Source organism: Pseudomonas sp. NPDC096917 (genome assembly GCF_044762555.1).
Classification (GTDB): Bacteria; Pseudomonadota; Gammaproteobacteria; order Pseudomonadales; family Pseudomonadaceae; genus Aquipseudomonas.
In genome coordinates this window covers 25,352-40,351 of the sequence record NZ_JBIWEO010000001.1, presented here as the reverse complement: position 1 = coordinate 40,351, position 15,000 = coordinate 25,352, and the positions used below count along the sequence as shown (strand labels likewise).

15 protein-coding genes are annotated in these 15,000 nt (G+C 58.8%); 2 read left to right on the top strand and 13 right to left on the bottom strand.

Annotated features, from left to right (window positions below; all coding sequences use genetic code 11):
* Positions 1–16: 16 nt before the first annotated feature.
* The 6 genes from ACIQYF_RS00205 to ACIQYF_RS00180 form a co-directional block, all read right to left on the bottom strand.
* Positions 17–1,915: an FTR1 family protein gene (locus tag ACIQYF_RS00205; RefSeq protein ID WP_402855137.1), complete on the bottom strand. Its 1,899-nt coding sequence runs from the start codon at positions 1,913–1,915 to the stop codon at positions 17–19.
* A 129-nt stretch (positions 1,916–2,044) separates the two neighbouring features.
* A complete protein-coding gene (locus tag ACIQYF_RS00200) occupies positions 2,045–2,926 on the bottom strand; it encodes a LysR family transcriptional regulator (protein WP_402855135.1) in 882 nt (293 codons plus the stop codon).
* A gap of 9 nt (positions 2,927–2,935) precedes the next feature.
* Positions 2,936–3,637, bottom strand: a complete 702-nt coding sequence (locus tag ACIQYF_RS00195) for a cysteine hydrolase family protein (RefSeq protein WP_402855132.1) — start codon at positions 3,635–3,637, stop codon at positions 2,936–2,938.
* Positions 3,638–3,746: 109 nt separating this feature from the next.
* The gene (locus tag ACIQYF_RS00190) at positions 3,747–4,379 is read right to left on the bottom strand and encodes a LysE family transporter (RefSeq protein ID WP_402855129.1); all 633 of its coding nucleotides are present in this window, start codon (positions 4,377–4,379) and stop codon (positions 3,747–3,749) included.
* 171 nt (positions 4,380–4,550) lie between these two features.
* Entirely contained in the window at positions 4,551–5,108 is a 558-nt protein-coding gene (locus tag ACIQYF_RS00185) for a mechanosensitive ion channel domain-containing protein (protein WP_402855126.1), read from the bottom strand.
* Positions 5,108–7,018: an ATP-binding cassette domain-containing protein gene (locus ACIQYF_RS00180; RefSeq protein ID WP_019408434.1), complete on the bottom strand. Its 1,911-nt coding sequence runs from the start codon at positions 7,016–7,018 to the stop codon at positions 5,108–5,110. The genes ACIQYF_RS00185 and ACIQYF_RS00180 overlap by 1 nt, the downstream gene beginning before the upstream one ends.
* A 50-nt stretch (positions 7,019–7,068) precedes the next feature.
* Between ACIQYF_RS00180 and ACIQYF_RS00175 the strand changes: the two genes are divergently transcribed.
* Positions 7,069–7,533: a TIGR02444 family protein gene (locus ACIQYF_RS00175; RefSeq protein ID WP_402855122.1), complete on the top strand. Its 465-nt coding sequence runs from the start codon at positions 7,069–7,071 to the stop codon at positions 7,531–7,533.
* On the opposite strand, the gene ACIQYF_RS00170 is transcribed toward ACIQYF_RS00175, so the two are convergent.
* Positions 7,530–8,480, bottom strand: a complete 951-nt coding sequence (locus ACIQYF_RS00170) for an AlgP family protein (protein ID WP_402855119.1) — start codon at positions 8,478–8,480, stop codon at positions 7,530–7,532. The genes ACIQYF_RS00175 and ACIQYF_RS00170 overlap by 4 nt on opposite strands.
* Before the next feature lie 237 nt (positions 8,481–8,717).
* Here ACIQYF_RS00170 and ACIQYF_RS00165 point away from each other — a divergent pair, with 237 nt between their 5' ends.
* Positions 8,718–9,380 carry an FKBP-type peptidyl-prolyl cis-trans isomerase gene (locus ACIQYF_RS00165; protein ID WP_402855116.1) on the top strand — a complete coding sequence of 221 codons (663 nt, stop codon included), beginning with the start codon at positions 8,718–8,720 and terminating at the stop codon, positions 9,378–9,380.
* Between the two features lie 116 nt (positions 9,381–9,496).
* Here the strand turns inward: ACIQYF_RS00165 and rsd are convergent, their stop codons facing one another.
* The 6 genes from rsd to hemC form a co-directional block, all read right to left on the bottom strand.
* A complete protein-coding gene (gene rsd / locus ACIQYF_RS00160; RefSeq protein ID WP_402855113.1) occupies positions 9,497–9,967 on the bottom strand; it encodes a sigma D regulator in 471 nt (156 codons plus the stop codon).
* A gap of 179 nt (positions 9,968–10,146) precedes the next feature.
* A complete protein-coding gene (locus tag ACIQYF_RS00155) occupies positions 10,147–10,686 on the bottom strand; it encodes a disulfide bond formation protein B (protein ID WP_402855110.1) in 540 nt (179 codons plus the stop codon).
* A gap of 218 nt (positions 10,687–10,904) precedes the next feature.
* Entirely contained in the window at positions 10,905–12,131 is a 1,227-nt protein-coding gene (locus tag ACIQYF_RS00150) for a heme biosynthesis protein HemY (RefSeq protein ID WP_402855107.1), read from the bottom strand.
* A complete protein-coding gene (locus tag ACIQYF_RS00145; RefSeq protein WP_402855104.1) occupies positions 12,128–13,255 on the bottom strand; it encodes a uroporphyrinogen-III C-methyltransferase in 1,128 nt (375 codons plus the stop codon). The genes ACIQYF_RS00150 and ACIQYF_RS00145 overlap by 4 nt, the downstream gene beginning before the upstream one ends.
* A 16-nt stretch (positions 13,256–13,271) precedes the next feature.
* The gene (locus ACIQYF_RS00140) at positions 13,272–14,039 is read right to left on the bottom strand and encodes a uroporphyrinogen-III synthase (RefSeq protein ID WP_402855102.1); all 768 of its coding nucleotides are present in this window, start codon (positions 14,037–14,039) and stop codon (positions 13,272–13,274) included.
* A complete protein-coding gene (gene hemC, locus ACIQYF_RS00135) occupies positions 14,036–14,977 on the bottom strand; it encodes a hydroxymethylbilane synthase (protein WP_402855099.1) in 942 nt (313 codons plus the stop codon). Before hemC ends, ACIQYF_RS00140 begins: the two co-directional genes overlap by 4 nt.
* Positions 14,978–15,000 lie beyond the last annotated feature (23 nt).

The window sequence follows — 15,000 nt, the reverse complement described above, 5'->3', positions numbered from 1 at the left end:
ACAGGGGCAACGGGGTTTACGACGTCTGTACCCGGCGTTTTTCTACACGTTTGCTGCGCCCGTAAAGCACGATGATCGCCAGTATCGCCACAACTTGTGCGCCCAATGAATAGGCGTCGGCATGGATCCCCAGCCAGTCGAACTCGAAAAACGGCACAGGCCGTGTACCGAAGATCCCGGCTTCTTGCAGTGCTTTCACACCATGGCCCGCGAAGACGACTGACAAGGTGCACAGCAACGCGGCGTTGATGCCAAAGAACAGCGCCAGCGGCAACTTGGCAGAGCCGCGCAGGATGATCCATGCCAGGCCGATTAACAGCACCAGCGCCGTGGCACCGCCCGCCAGCACGGCGTTGTGGCCTGCCGGGCCAGCTTGCAGCCACAGGGTTTCGTAAAACAGGATCACTTCGAACAGTTCACGATACACCGAGAAGAACGCCAGTACAGCGAAGCCAAACCGCCCACCCCCGCTGACCAGGCTGGTTTTGATGTAGTCCTGCCATGCGGCGGCATGGCGGCGGTCGTGCATCCACACCCCCAGCCACAGCACCATGACGCTGGCAAACAACGCCGTGCAGCCTTCAAGCAGTTCACGCTGAGCACCGCTGACGTCAATCACATAGGCCGCCAGCGCCCAGGTCGCAAGGCCCGCCACCAAGGCCAGCGCCCAGCCGACGTTGACGCTGCGTGCCGCCGATTGCTGGCCGGTGTTGCGCAAAAAGGCGAGGATCGCGGCCAAGACCAAAATCGCTTCCAGGCCTTCACGCAGCAAAATCAACAGGCCCGAGATGTAGCTCAAGGACCAGCTCAAACCATCACTGCCGAGCAACCCGGCCGACTCTTTGAGCAAGGCTTTTGCGGTGTCCAGACGCTGTTCGACTTGCTCAATCGGCATACCGTCCTGCAACGATTGCCGGTAAGCCATCAAGGCTTTTTCGGTATTTTTGCGTACGTTGCTGTTGACGTTGTCCAGCGAGCTTTCAACCAGTTCAAAACCTTCCAGATACGCCGCTACAGACAGGTCGTAGGCTTGTTCGCGATCCCCTTCACGATAGGCCGCGAGGCTTTTATCGAGGGTTTCGCGGGTGTAGTCGAGCAACTGCGCCGGGCCACGCTTGACCTGCGGCGGCTGAGCCCGCTGTGCACGGAAAGTGGCAGCGGCCTGCGGGCCTTCAGCGGCCAACACTTCGCCAGGTGTCTGGCGGGCCAAATCAGCGAGGTTGTAGTTTTTATCGGCTTTAGCCGCCGCCGGATCAGCACTCAAACCGGCGACATAGGTGGCCAGATCCCAACGTTGACGGTCGTCCAACTGGTCGGCAAACGCTGGCATGTCTGTGCCTTCAACACCCAGCCCCAGCGTGTTGAAGATCGCGTAGAGGCTCAAGCGGTCCAGACGTTCTGCATCACGCAGGTTGGCTGGCGGCGGGGTCATGCCCACACTGGCCGGGCCATCACCTGCACCGGTCGCGCCGTGGCACACCGAGCAATGCTGGGCATACAACGGCGCGCCGCGGGTTGGATCAGGCGTAATGACCGGCGCCTGAGTGACTTCGTAGGCGACGGCGAGTTTGGCACCTAGCTGACGCGCCTCACGGGCGACACTGGCGCCGTCTTGGCGCTGTTCTATAGCCGATTGCAGGGCAGTGACGCCTTGCGCCAGTGCCGCGCGCTCAGGGCGTTCTGGCAAATCGGCAATCAGCCCCTTGAGGACCGTCAAAAACTCTAACTGCTCGCGGTATTCGGTTTCGTCGATGACCTTGCCGTCTTCAACCGTAGGCGGATAGTCCGCACCGATGTAGTCAATAAGGTGCAGCGCTTGAGCGGCGCCTTGCGGGGAGTTGGCAGACACAGCAAGGCTGCACAACGCAAGCACTGGCACTATTAGCCAGGCTAAAAAACGCGAGCGGGCGGTCATTAATAAATCCGAATGGAAATGAGAAGTAACATATTGTTCACTGTAAGAAGGGTTTGACTCAAGGCGAATATGAGGCGCACCCGACCGACAGATCAAAAATCTGCTCTGCGCATCAAATCAAGCGTCACGTCACTTGGCTTTGTAGTACTGCGTCATGAACTCGACGAAGGCGCGCACTTTGCGCGCCAGGTGTCTGGCATGTGGGTAGAGGGCGTAATAATGACGCTGTCCCGCGTGGTAGTCGGGGAGGATATGCACCAATTGGCCGTTTTGCAGGTGGGGTTGCACCGTCGCTCGAGTAAACGCGGCAATGCCCATGCCAGCCAACACAGCGCTATGCAACGAAGTGATGATGTCGGTCCTGAAACGCCCCTTGAGCGCCAGCGTGACCGCATCACCACGGGCACTGTTCAATCGCCACTCAGGGTTTGCGCCAAACATCAGCAATTGATGATGACTCAGTTCATCGACCTGACGAGGCAAACCGTGACGCGCTACATAGCCTGGCGATGCCACCAAAATCAGCTCAGAGACGGTCAAGGTTTTGGCCACCAGCGAAGAGTCGTCCAGCGGGCCGCTGATGCGCAGCGCTACGTCGAAGCGCTCAGCCACCAGGTCAACAAATCGATCTTCGCAGGACAAGTCAATCTGGATCTTCGGATAGCGCTGCTGGAACGCAGGCAACCAATGCATCAGTTCCAGCGTTCCAATCACCAGGGGTGCGCTGATACGCAACGTGCCCGAGGGGTCACCGTGATCAGCAACCGCCAGGGCCGCCTGATCCAGCCGTTGCAGAATGTCGACACACGCGGCGTAATAACGCTCACCCGCCTCGGTCAAACTTAATTGCCGGGTTGTGCGATTAATCAACCGCACACCCAGTTCTGTTTCAAGGTGCTGCAAATGCCGCGACATGGTCGAGGGGGTGGTCTCCCACGCCTCAGCTGCCGCCGATAAACCCCGGTTATCGACAATGCAACAGAACGCCCGGATGGCCAGCAACTGATTCATTGACAGGTTTCACATTAGGGGCAGTTGGGTGATCTGCGCGGTGGTCATGACATCGCCAAACGTGTCTTCAATTTCAGCCAAAGCTGCACGGTGCAGAGTGGTTTCATCAATCTTCGACCCATTGGTGCGGATGATGCTGCGAGTAGCCGACGCATCGGAGGCTACCACAACCTCAAACCCCAGGGGGACAGCGTCCCGCGCAGCACCCGCCACACAAGCGTGGGTCATGAGGCCTGAAATAATCACCGTCTTGATGCCTTTTTCTTTGAGCAGGCGATCCAGTTCTGTGCTGCGGAAAACACTGACGGTATTTTTTTGCAGCACAGTGTCACCCGCGCGAGGCTGCATGCGTGGATGGAAATTAGCCCCCTCACTGCCCCGCGCAAAAACGGCAGAGCCCTCTGGGGCAATGTGTTGAACCTGAATGACCGGGATTTTGTTTTTATCCGCGAAGGCAATCAGTTCAAGCGCTTTGCCAATTGCTTTCTGGCCGTCTGGGATGGGCATTCGCCCGGTGAAGTATTCCTGTTGAAAATCGATCACCAGCAATGCCGTTTTCCCGGTTTCAAGCCGGTTGATGGGGACGGCACCGGACATAGCGCGGATCGTGCGATGGTCATTGGCGGCAGGCGCGGCGGCCAAAGCAGACGTTGCTGCCAGGCTCAGGCAGGCCAGTAAGCAAGAGAGGCGTTTAGGCAGGGCAAAAGTCATGTGAGCTCCGGGTTTGGAATGATGCAGCGATGGGCAAAAGTCTAAAAAGACCTATGCCCTACCACAACGCCAAGGGGCACACATGACTTGTGCTGTTTTTGCACAGATCTCAGGTTGTCGCGCGGTGCAACGTCGCCAGAAAACCGGCTGCGCCCACAAACAAACCGGCAAAGGTTCGGTTCATGCGGCGTTGCTGTTTAGGCGTGCGCAGCAGGCGCAGCACCTTGGACGCCAAACCGGTGTAACCCGCCATGACGATCAGATCGACGCCGATCATGGTCACGCCCAGCGTCAGGTATTGACTCACCAGCGGTGCGTGCGGGTCTACAAACTGGGGCAAGACCGCCAGCATGAAAACCAATGCCTTAGGGTTGCTGATGTTGACCAGAAAGCCGCGAAAGATCAGCGCCAACGGCTTGCCGAGGGGGCGGATGGCGGCGTCATCGCCGAGGTCAGTTGGCAGCGCGCGCCATTGTTTGACAGCCAGGTAGACCAGATAGCCCACACCGAACCATTTGATCGCGTAGAAGGCGGTGGATGAGGCGGCAAGGACGGCGCCGACACCGGCGGCGACAATCGCGATTTGCAGTGCCAGCCCCAGTTGCAGGCCCAGGGCGTTCCAATAACCGCGCCAGAAGCCGTATTGCAGGCCGCACGACATCGAAGCAATGGCGCCCGCTCCAGGAGACAAGCTGATTACCCAGCAGGCAGCAAAAAAGGCCAACCACGTTTCAAACGACATCGCGCACCTCGGACAAAAACTGTAACGAGTCGTTAAGCTAATGCGCTGGATGAAAATTGACCAGAAATTTCTATAGCCGCTACCGCAGGCTGCAACAAGGGCCGCAGGCGCTTCAACAACAGGGTCGCTGCGCAACCCCTCGCAGCCTTCGCCAACGGCTACACGATCGGCTTAGATGTCGCCTTCGCGCCAGCGGCGCACGGAGCGCTGGAAGAACAGGCTGTTGGGGACTTGCACCATGCTGCTGCCACTGCCCGCTTCTGCAGGCTCAATCAGGGTGGTGTAAAGCAGGTTGATCGCAACGACCCGGCCTTTGACGCCCGGTTTGTCGAGGGTGTCGAGCAACTCCACAACGTCACCAATGCGAAACGGTCCCACGGTGAAGATCAACACGGCGCACAACAGGTTGGACAGTACGCTCCACATCGCGAAGAAGGCGATGGCCGCAACGGCCACAAACCCCGAGAGTGCGGTCCACAACACGGTGGCCGATACGCCCAGCCGCTCAAGGACGACGATCACCGCACTGCCCATGATGAACCAGCGCAAACCGCCCCGCAGCGGCATCATCAACTGTGGCGGGAACGGGTAACGCTCACTGAGTCGGGTCAGGAAGCGTGCGACGAAGCGTTGCGAGAAGTACCCCGCCAGCAGGATCAGCAAGATCTGCACGCCAATCCACAGCGGCGCAATCAGTTCGGCCGGTACCGGCAAGTTGAGCGATTCCATCAGGACAGGGCTTCCAGTTCGGCTTGCAAGGTTTCAAGCAGTTCCAGGGCTTCCATCCAGCGCTCTTCGAGCTGGCCTTCGAGCACTTTGAGTTTGGCCTGATCAGCCAGCAATTCGCGCAGCTCGTCTTTGCGTGCCGCCTCGTAGACGCCGCTGTCACCCAAGCTGGCTTCGATTTTGGCGAGCTTTTCGTTGACCTTGCCTAGTTCGCTTTCGAGCTTGTCGGCTTCGCGCTTGTGCGGTGCAAGTTGCTGACGCAAGGCTGCGGCCGCCTGACGCTGAGCCTTTTTATCGGTTTTGTCAGGGTTGATCACTGTGTTGCTTACCGGCGCGTTGCGCAGACGGTAGTCGGCCAGCCAGCGGGCGTAGTCTTCCAGGTCGCCGTCGAATTCCTGCACTTTGCCATCGGCTACCAACAAGAACTCATCGGTGGTGCTTTTAAGCAAGTGTCGATCGTGAGAGACCACCAACACCGCGCCGCTGAATTCTTGCAGGGCCATGGTCAGTGCCAGGCGCATTTCGAGGTCAAGGTGGTTGGTGGGTTCGTCGAGCAGCAGCAGGTTCGGCCGCCCCCACGCAATCAGCGCGAGTGCCAGACGGGCTTTTTCGCCACCCGAGAAATTCAGTACCGGCTCGTCGATGCGTGCACCACGGAAGTCGAAACCACCCAGGAAGTCGCGCAGGGTTTGCTCTCGTTCGGTCGGCGCCAGACGCTGCATGTGCAGTAATGGGCTGGCCTTGGAGTCCAGCGAGTCGAGCTGGTGCTGGGCAAAGTAGCCCACCACCAGGTTTTCGCCACGTGCCAAACGACCCGACAGCGGCTCAAGCTCGCCCGCCAGGTTTTTTATCAGGGTCGACTTACCGGCACCGTTCGGGCCGAGCAAGCCAATCCGTGCACCCGGAACCAACTGCAACTTGACCTTCTCAAGGATGGTTTTGTCGCCATAACCCAAGCGTGCATCCGACAAGTCGAGCAGCGGGCTGGAAAGTTTGACGGCCTCGCGGAACACAAAGTCGAACGGTGAGTCGACGTGAGCCGCGCTCAATTCTTCCATGCGCTCAAGGGCCTTGATCCGGCTCTGCGCCTGACGGGCCTTGGTGGCCTGGGCCTTGAAGCGGGCAATGTAGCTTTCCATGTGCGCACGTTGCGCCTGCTGCTTCTCGTAAGCCTGTTGCTGCTGGGCCAGACGTTCGGCGCGAGCGCGTTCGAAGGCGCTATAACCCCCACGGTAGAGGGTGATTTTGCGCTGATCAACGTGAGCAATGTTATCGACCACGGCATCGAGGAAATCCCGATCGTGGGAAATCAACAGCAGGGTGCCGGGATAACTTTTGAGGAAGTCTTCGAGCCACAGAATGGCGTCGAGGTCCAAGTGGTTGGTCGGTTCGTCAAGCAACAACAGGTCGGACGGGCACATCAGGGCCTGCGCCAGGTTGAGGCGCATGCGCCACCCCCCGGAGAAGTCAGCAACCGGACGGTCCATTTGTTCGTTGGTAAAGCCCAAACCGGCGAGCATTTTGCGGGCACGGGCATCGGCGGTGTAGCCGTCGGCGCTGTCCAGCTCGGCGTGCCAGCGGGCCTGTGCGGCGCCGTCCTGGTCGGCTTCAGCCTGCGCGAGGTTAGCTTGAACCTCGCGCAAACGCTGGTCGCCATCGAGAACGTAGTCGATCGCAATGCGATCGAGCGTGTCGATTTCTTGCCGCATGTGGGCAATCCGCCAGTCGGCCGGTAGCAGACAATCCCCGGAATCAGGCGTCAACTCACCCAGCAGCAAGGCGAACAAAGTGGATTTACCGGCGCCATTGGCGCCGACCAAACCGGCTTTGTGGCCGGCGTGCAGGGTCAGCTCGGCGTCTTCTAGCAGACGTTGCGGGCCACGCTGTAAAGTCAGGTTCTGAAGTCGGATCATAATGGCGGCGGAGTCTACCAGCTTCCCTCTCAACTGGCGCGAATTGCACTATGCAGACTGATCTGTGGAATTACTGTTTGAAGGTCTACGCCCTCCCCGGCATTGAGCACGCGTGTTTACGCTTGCAAACCCAGGGCTTGGATGTATGCCTGTTGATGTGCGCTGCATGGCTGGAACACCGCAGCGTGGCCTGTGACGAAGCACGTCTGGAGTGTCTAAGAGCCCTCGCCGAACCGTGGCAACGTGACGTGGTGCAACCTTTGCGCACGTTACGGACCCAATGGCGCGAAGCGGCCACGCGCGATGACGCGCTGTCGGCGTTACGCGGGCAGATCAAGGGACTGGAGCTGGAGGCGGAACGAACCTTATTGCGGCGTCTGGAGTCGGCCACCCAGGAATGGTTGCCAACCCAACCGCAACGCGACTGCGATTGGCTGCAAAGGATGGCGGACCGTGTCGCCCACCCAGATTACGACGCGCTGCAAACGCTGCGCGCCGCAATCAACCACGCTTAAGAAGCGCTGGTAGGGGTTGTTGCCGGGGTGGCAGCAGACGCCGGGGCTGGCGCAGCAGCAGAGGTCGCAGGCGCAGCAGCGGTTGCAGTAGCGGGTGCTGTCGCAGCCTTGGCAGGAGCAGCAGCGGGCTTGGCGGCAGCGGGCTTTCTTACCGCAGGCTTGGCAGCGGGTTTGGCAGCAGGCTTGACCGAGGCTTTCGCAGCGCTTGCCGCAGGCTTGGCAGCTGCTTTTGCCACAGCAGGTTTGGCCGCTGCCGGTTTTGCGGCAGCTGTTTTAGCGGCAGGCTTGGCCGCAGCTTTTGCAGCCACCGGTTTGGCAGCCACCGGTTTGGCCGCTGGCTTGGCCGCGGCTGTTTTGGCAACGGGGGCTTTAGCCGCAGCAGGTTTAGCTGCAGGCTTTTGTGCCGGGGCTTTGGCAGCAGGCTTGGCGGCTGCTTTTACCGGGGCTCTGGCTGGCGCTTTAACGGGCGCTTTAGCCACAGTCTTGGCGGCAGGTTTAGCGGGCGCTTTGGCGGCAGGTTTTTTGGTGCTGGTTGCAGGCTTAGCCTCGCGAGTCGACAGTGCCTTGCCAACAGCTTCTTTAACACGGCCAATACCTTGGGCCAACTTCAGGCTTTCTTGAGCATCGCGCTTGAGTTGCAGGATGTAGGCCCGCGTTTCGGTCTGGCGGTCTTTGAGCGAATCGAGCACGTCTTCAAGCTCTTTCACCGCAGACTTGGCTTTGGCTTGTGCCTTGGACTTGCCTGCGTGTGCAGCCTCTTGCAGTTTTTCACGCGACTTGTGCAGTTTTTCCTGCGCTTTGCCACGCTGCTTTTCAAGTTTAGCCAGCAGCTTCTCAGCATCAGCCAGCGCTTGGGAGCAAGCGCTTTCCAAATGCTCAAGCAGGCTGCCTGAGAGTTGTTGGAGCAGGTGCAACGGCGTATTAACAGACTTCTTGTTGGCCGACATGGTTTACCTCCTGGCTGAAGTGAGTGCGGCTCATACTAGACCTCTGCAAGAACCGCCGCTAGATCATGTTGACACTAACGATAGCCACGGGTTGCATGGCGTGGCAAAAGGTTGTGCTGGATCAATCTTTAAATCTGTTCGGTGCTGATTTTTGCATCCGATTCAACGCCTTTTAAAGCCCTGAATAAAACCCCGGATGTTGGCATAATCGCCCGCACTTCAGGCCGGAGAGTGCCCATGTCGCGTTCGCTTTTATTGCCCTTGTTGTGTCTTGCTTCGTGGGCTCATGCCGCCTCCTCACCAAGCCTGCAAGCCTCGCACGACCTGGCTTACAGCTTGGGTGCGAGTCTTGGTGAGCGCTTGCGCGATGAGGTCCCCGAGTTACAGATTCAGGCATTGATCGAAGGCTTGCGCACCGCCTACCAAGGTAAACCTTTGGCACTGAGCGATGAGCGTATTGAGCAGATTTTGATCGCGCACCAGGCACAAGCAGATGCCGAGCACGCTCAACCGCACAGTGAAGTCGCGCTGAGCGCCGAGGGTGATTTTTTATTGAAAGAAAAACAGCTGCCCGGCGTTCGCGAACTGGCCAATGGCATTCTCGTCACGGAACTCAAGCCCGGAGCGGGCGCAAAACCCGACGCTCAAGGTTCGGTGTATGTGAACTATGTTGGACGCCTGCCTGACGGCACGGTGTTCGACCAAAGTACTCAACCGCAATGGTTTCGCCTGGACAGCGTGATTGCAGGCTGGCGCTCGGCGCTGGTGCAGATGCCGGTAGGCTCGAAGTGGAAATTGGCGATACCGTCTGATCAGGCTTATGGCGCTGACGGGGCGGGAGATTTGATTGCACCCTTTACGCCATTGGTGTTTGAGATCGAGTTGCTCGATATCAAATAGAAAGTGTCTTGGTCGATATTGAGCTGTGAGAGCGGGCTTGCCCGCGATTGGATCGACAAGGTGTCTCAGACAAACCGCATCGTCTGCATCGCTGGCAAGACAGGCCCCCACTATTTTTAAGCCTGGGCAGCTTCTTTCTGTTTGTGCGCGCTGTGCAGCACTTCAATCAGGCAGTCTTCAAGCTCAAAACGCTCATCGAGCAAGGCGCCCAGTTTTTTGAATTCGCCTGCGAGTTTTTCACAATCCGGGCGGTGGGCTTTGCCGTCGCAATGATCGTTGAAAGCCAGGGCAGCTTCAGTAATCACGTTGATTCGAGGGTAGATGGTCTGGGCCAATGCGAGCCCTCGCTCATCATTGAAGGCTTCGGCCTCTTTATTGAGCTGCTCATAGATTTCGAAATGACCTGCAGAAACGTAATCAACCAACACCTGACAGAACTCTTTTTGAGGCCCGCGCTTGGGGTTGTTTTGTTGATCAATGACCGCTGCGTAAGCCTTCACAAGTGTACGGCGCTCGTTCAACCAGCGATCAATCAACTGGTGGACACCATTGAAACGTTCCTGAGCACTCTCACATCTTTCGAGCATGATGATCTCTCTTCCCTTGTGGGCCCATGCCACCCGATTTTTGACCGGGCCTACGTGGTCCAAAACCTGTGCTTACACACCGGCATTTGGCGGCATAACTCCAATAATGCGTGCGGGCCAGATTATGCCCGCGCGGCAACTGCTTCAAGGTACGCACGAGAGAAAGTTCATACAAGCGTTTAATGCAAACGGCTTCTTCCCGTCGCAGGCAGGGGACGTTTTCTGAAGAAAAGGGAGCGCAGCACCTGGAACAGGGTCAGCACCACCAGCCCTGAGAAGGCCAGCAGGCTCAGCTCGGGAATGCTCAAGTCAAACAGCGTCCATTGAATTTGCACACAGGCTTGTGTGCCCCTGTAGACCGACATAAAAATCTGGCTGAGCGGAAGGTTATTCCACAAATGAGCCAGATCAGGCTGACAAATCATCAGTTGCTCAGGCGCAAGTCGCTGACTGAGCACCTGTTTGGTCGCACTTGCCGCTCCGGCTATAGCCAGCAACATGGCGAGAAATGAATACACCCGCGAACCGAAATGGCGAGGTGCGTGAATATAAGCAATCAAGTTGACGAGACAGAAAGCCTGCAAGAGGTAACGCTGTATTAAACACAGCAAGCAGGGGGTAAGCCCAGCCCCATACTCCAGGTACAGCGAAGCGCACAGCACCAAGGCACTGGCTAAAAAAGCCACAAGGAACATGACACGTGAGCAGGCCAAAAACATGGCTTATCCGTAACAGAAGGGACAGGCGGTTACGGTAGAGGAAAGCCATCAGCCCTTTCAAGGCCAGCCAATACGGATACTTCCTTAAGCCTGTAGGGAATTACCGACAGGCAATGGAAGTATCGAGAGCAAATAGCGTCAGAAATTTCTGCAACCACCCGAAAGATGGATAACCCCCCGTTGCCGAGTTCGGCAACGGTTACGGGTTGCGGGCTGAGCTATTCCGGCAACGGCAGCGCCAACAGACGCTCATCCAATAGGTTCAAGCCTTCCTGGAACAGCTGATTGCTGCGGGCTGTGTCGCCCAACTGCGCCAGGAGCCGTGCAAGCTCTGCGCAGGTTTCAGGATTGCGTTCGAGTTTGAGGCTGCTTTCGAGGTAATCCCGAGCCTTGCCCCACAGGCTGTTTTGCAAGCACAGACGCCCCAGGGTCAGCAGCAAGCTGGCGTCGCCAGGATGCGCTTTGAGCCAGCCTTCGGCAGTCTGTAATTGCTTGACCGGGTCGCTGCCACGGAGCAGGCCATACAGCCGTACAAGGTGACTGTCGTAGCCACGCTTGAGTGCACCTCGCACCACTTCTTCGGCCTCCGCCTGCGCACCCAGTCGGCGCAATTGCTCGGCGTAAGCCAGGATCAGTGTCGGCTCTTGACGTTGCGCGGAGGTCAATTGCTGCCACGCCAGCGTCAGTGATTGCAGGCCCGCATCGCCTTCTGTATTGCGTTGCGCCGCCAGGCTGAGATTTTGCCCCCAGGCACGGCGCTCCAATTCGGCAAGTTCCTGGGCCGGCAACACTTTGTCTTTGCGCAGCTCAGGCAACAATCGGATCAGTGCCCCCCAGTCGCCGCGCTGTTGGTGCAGACGCTGCAACTGACGCAGTACCTGCACGTTGTGCGGGTGACGTTCGTGCATGGTTTGCAGGGTCGTCAGCGCGCCATCCGTGTCAGCGCGGTCGACCTGCAATTGCGCATGGCTCAGCGCAATGGCCAGTTCGGCCTGAGGCTGACGCTCCAGCGCACGCTCAAGCAGGTTGTCGCTTTCTTCGTAGTGCCCTTGCTCATTGGCTGCTCGCGCCGCACCGAGGTAGTACAGCAACGGTTGGCGCTCGGCTTCTGCCGCACGGGAAAGGTGTTTTTGAGCGCTGGCCCAACGCCCCTCGGCGAGGTCCATTTGCCCCTGCTCGATGGCGATCTGCACGCGACGGCTGCGGTTACGTCGCGACCAAGGGTTAACCAGTCCTGTAGAAGCCGTGAACAGCTCAACCAGCAACTTGATTCCCCAGATCACCAGCCACAGGATCACCAGCACGGCCACAGAGGCCCACACACTGGATTCGTAGCGGAAGTTTTTGTAGGCGATCAGCACATACCCTGCGTCCTCAGCGATTGCCAGGCCGACGCAAGCAGCGGCCGCAATCAACAAGAACACAATCACATAAAGGCGTTTCATGGACGGGTCTCCTGGGCAGGATTGGCAGCTGCACGGCCCGGTTCATCCGCCTCGACATGACGGCGTTCAAGGTACGCCTGAACCGTGCTCAAGGTACCCGCGAGGTCTGGCGTTTTGACCGTAACCGGCTGTTTGCTGAGCTCAACCACCTGTTCCAGAATCTTTTTGCTTAGGGCGTTGTCTTGATTGAAGTTGCCTTTGAGCACCTCTTGCGCTTGAGCCAGCGCCTGGGTGTACACCGACTCTTGACCATTGAGCGCAGCCCATTGTGCTTGCTCCAGCGCCAGGCTCAAGGCGAGACGCACTTGAGTCAGGCTTTGGCCCGCCAGCAGTGGGCGAACGTTTTTATCGGCATTGAAATCAATGCGGATGTAATGCGAGATCTCGTCCCACCATTGCGCCAAGCGGCTTGCGCCGTCGCCATCGGCGGTCAGGCCCAGCAATGAATCGCCTGAATCCTTGAATTCGGGCGCCAATGCGTTGAGTTGCGCCACTTGATCGCGCAAGGCCGCCAACTGCAGGAACAAGCCGGTGCGGTCAGGCTGCTCAACGCTGCGTAAGGCCGCCAGGCTCTTGGCCAATTGTTCGCGCGCAGCGAAAGAGGCCGGATCATTTTGTTCACGCAAAATGTCATCCGCCCCCTGCACCAACGCCTGCGCACTGCTAATGTCTTGCAGCGCCGACAAACGCAAGCTGGCCAAGCGCAACAAGTGCTCGGCCTCGGCCAGGCGCCAGTCTTTGCGGCTCGCACCCAGCACCGTTTCAAGGCGCTGATTCAAGCGCTGTTGATCGCCCTGCAATTGCACAACCAACTGACGCTGGTTATCCAGCTCGTTGGCCGAGGGCAATTGATTGAGGCGGGCCAGCAATTGTTGCTCGCCCTGTTTAATCGACAGTGTTTGCGCGCCGAGTGCCTGAACCTCAGACAACTGCTCGGCGGTGCTGGACTGCAGGTGTCGCACCTGCCATACGCCCCAACCGCCAATCGCTATACCGGCAGCCCCCAGCAACAGAGCGAAGGCGGCCAAGCCATTGCCCCGGCGTTCAGGTTTGCTCACTGGCTTTTCAACCGGCGCTTCTGGCGCGGGCTGCACGTGTTCTTTTGGCAAGACTGTTTCGCTCACGTATCCATCCTTTGCGTTAGAAAGCAGGTACGGGGTGTTCCCGTAGCGCCGCCAGCAAAGCCGCAGCACTCGCGCCACGACAATCCACAACGTTTTTGGCCCCGGCACTGCGCGCTATCTGCGCAACCCGGGCACTTGGAACAAACAACGTCATACATCCAAGTTGCGGCCAGGCATCGCCTGCCAACTGGTGCAAATGTTCAAACCCCTGTCCACTGCTGACCACCAGGCCGTTCAGGCGTTCCACTTTCACGCGCTGAGGCAGTGTTTGAGGCGGGTATGACGGCAAGTCTCGGCGATAAAGTTCAAGGTAATCGACCTGTGCGCCAAGGCTGCGCAGGCGGTCAGCCAGCATCTCTCGTCCACCTTCGCCTCGCAGGATCAACACCCTAGGCTCGTGACACGCAACGGCCTGCCTGAATGCAGGCAGCGCCAGCAAGGCTTCGCTGTCATCTGCCGATAGAGGGTAGCTAACATCGAGGCCATAGTCGGCGAGAATCTGCGCGGTAGCGGCCCCGACACTGAACCACTTTTGCGCGGGGGGGCGCGGCCAGGATTGGCTGACCAACTCCAGGCCAAGTCGCGCCGCTGGTTTGCTGACCACGATGACTGCGCAGTAACGATCCAGGCTGGCGATCAAGTCGCGCTGACGATCGCTCACGGCCAAAGGCTCAATGGCCAGCAGCGGCAGACAGCTGCTAAATACACCCGCAGCGGCCAACTCGCCCGCGAGGGCCGCCGACTCTTCAGCCGGTCGGGTCAGCAGCAGGCGCCAGCCTGTCACTCGTGGCCCGCCTCGCCGTAGACCGCTTTGAGAATTTCACCGGCACCTTGCGCCAGCAGGTCTTCGGCCACCTGAATACCCAATGCTGTCGCTGCGCTTTGCGGGGCACGTGCTTGAGCGCTCAACAACCTGCCACCGCTCGGCTCACCGACCAGCCCGCGCAACCAAATCTGCTCACCTTCAAGCACTGCATAACAGGCAATCGGCACCTGGCAGCCGCCATTCAGGTGCTTGTTCAGCGAGCGTTCGGCGGTGACGCGCACGGCTGTGTCGGCATGGTGCAGCGGCGCCAGCAAGGCGTGAATTTCGTTGTCAGCGCTGCGACATTCGATACCGACGGCACCTTGGCCACCGGCCGGCAGGCTGTCTTCGATGCTGATCGCCGAGGTAATACGGTCTTCAAAGCCCAAGCGGATCAGGCCCGCAGCGGCCAGAATGATGGCGTCGTATTCGCCCGCATCAAGCTTGGCCAGGCGGGTATTGACGTTGCCACGCAGAAAACGGATTTGCAGATCAGGGCGCCGGGTCAACAACTGGGCCTGACGACGCAAGCTAGAAGTGCCGACCACGCTGCCTTGAGGCAATTCGTCGAGACTGGCAAACGTATTGGAAACGAAGGCGTCGCGCGGGTCTTCGCGCTCGCAGATGCAGAACAGGCCAAGGCCTTCAGGGAAGTCCATCGGCACGTCTTTCATCGAGTGCACAGCGATGTCGGCTTCGTTTTCGAGCAGGGCGGTTTCCAGTTCTTTGACGAACAGGCCCTTGCCGCCGATTTTCGACAGCGGCGAGTCCAGCAGCTTGTCGCCACGGCTGACCATAGGCACCAGCGTCACCGCAAGACCTGGGTGAGCCTGCTCTAAACGGACTTTAACGTATTCGGCCTGCCACAGAGCCAGGGCGCTTTTACGGGTAGCGATGCGGATTTCGCGAGAGGACATGGATCAATCCGTACTGAAAAGAT

What these genes read in the sequence shown, in the direction of transcription:
- ACIQYF_RS00205 (WP_402855137.1), bottom strand. Translation starts at nt 1,915, where the DNA reads ATGACCGCCCGCTCGCGTTTTTTAGCCTGGCTAATAGTGCCAGTGCTT.
- ACIQYF_RS00200 (WP_402855135.1), bottom strand. Translation starts at nt 2,926, where the DNA reads ATGAATCAGTTGCTGGCCATCCGGGCGTTCTGTTGCATTGTCGATAAC.
- ACIQYF_RS00195 (WP_402855132.1), bottom strand. Translation starts at nt 3,637, where the DNA reads ATGACTTTTGCCCTGCCTAAACGCCTCTCTTGCTTACTGGCCTGCCTG.
- ACIQYF_RS00190 (WP_402855129.1), bottom strand. Translation starts at nt 4,379, where the DNA reads ATGTCGTTTGAAACGTGGTTGGCCTTTTTTGCTGCCTGCTGGGTAATC.
- ACIQYF_RS00185 (WP_402855126.1), bottom strand. Translation starts at nt 5,108, where the DNA reads ATGGAATCGCTCAACTTGCCGGTACCGGCCGAACTGATTGCGCCGCTG.
- ACIQYF_RS00180 (WP_019408434.1), bottom strand. Translation starts at nt 7,018, where the DNA reads ATGATCCGACTTCAGAACCTGACTTTACAGCGTGGCCCGCAACGTCTG.
- ACIQYF_RS00175 (WP_402855122.1), top strand. Translation starts at nt 7,069, where the DNA reads ATGCAGACTGATCTGTGGAATTACTGTTTGAAGGTCTACGCCCTCCCC.
- ACIQYF_RS00170 (WP_402855119.1), bottom strand. Translation starts at nt 8,480, where the DNA reads ATGTCGGCCAACAAGAAGTCTGTTAATACGCCGTTGCACCTGCTCCAA.
- ACIQYF_RS00165 (WP_402855116.1), top strand. Translation starts at nt 8,718, where the DNA reads ATGTCGCGTTCGCTTTTATTGCCCTTGTTGTGTCTTGCTTCGTGGGCT.
- rsd (WP_402855113.1), bottom strand. Translation starts at nt 9,967, where the DNA reads ATGCTCGAAAGATGTGAGAGTGCTCAGGAACGTTTCAATGGTGTCCAC.
- ACIQYF_RS00155 (WP_402855110.1), bottom strand. Translation starts at nt 10,686, where the DNA reads ATGTTTTTGGCCTGCTCACGTGTCATGTTCCTTGTGGCTTTTTTAGCC.
- ACIQYF_RS00150 (WP_402855107.1), bottom strand. Translation starts at nt 12,131, where the DNA reads ATGAAACGCCTTTATGTGATTGTGTTCTTGTTGATTGCGGCCGCTGCT.
- hemC (WP_402855099.1), bottom strand. Translation starts at nt 14,977, where the DNA reads ATGTCCTCTCGCGAAATCCGCATCGCTACCCGTAAAAGCGCCCTGGCT.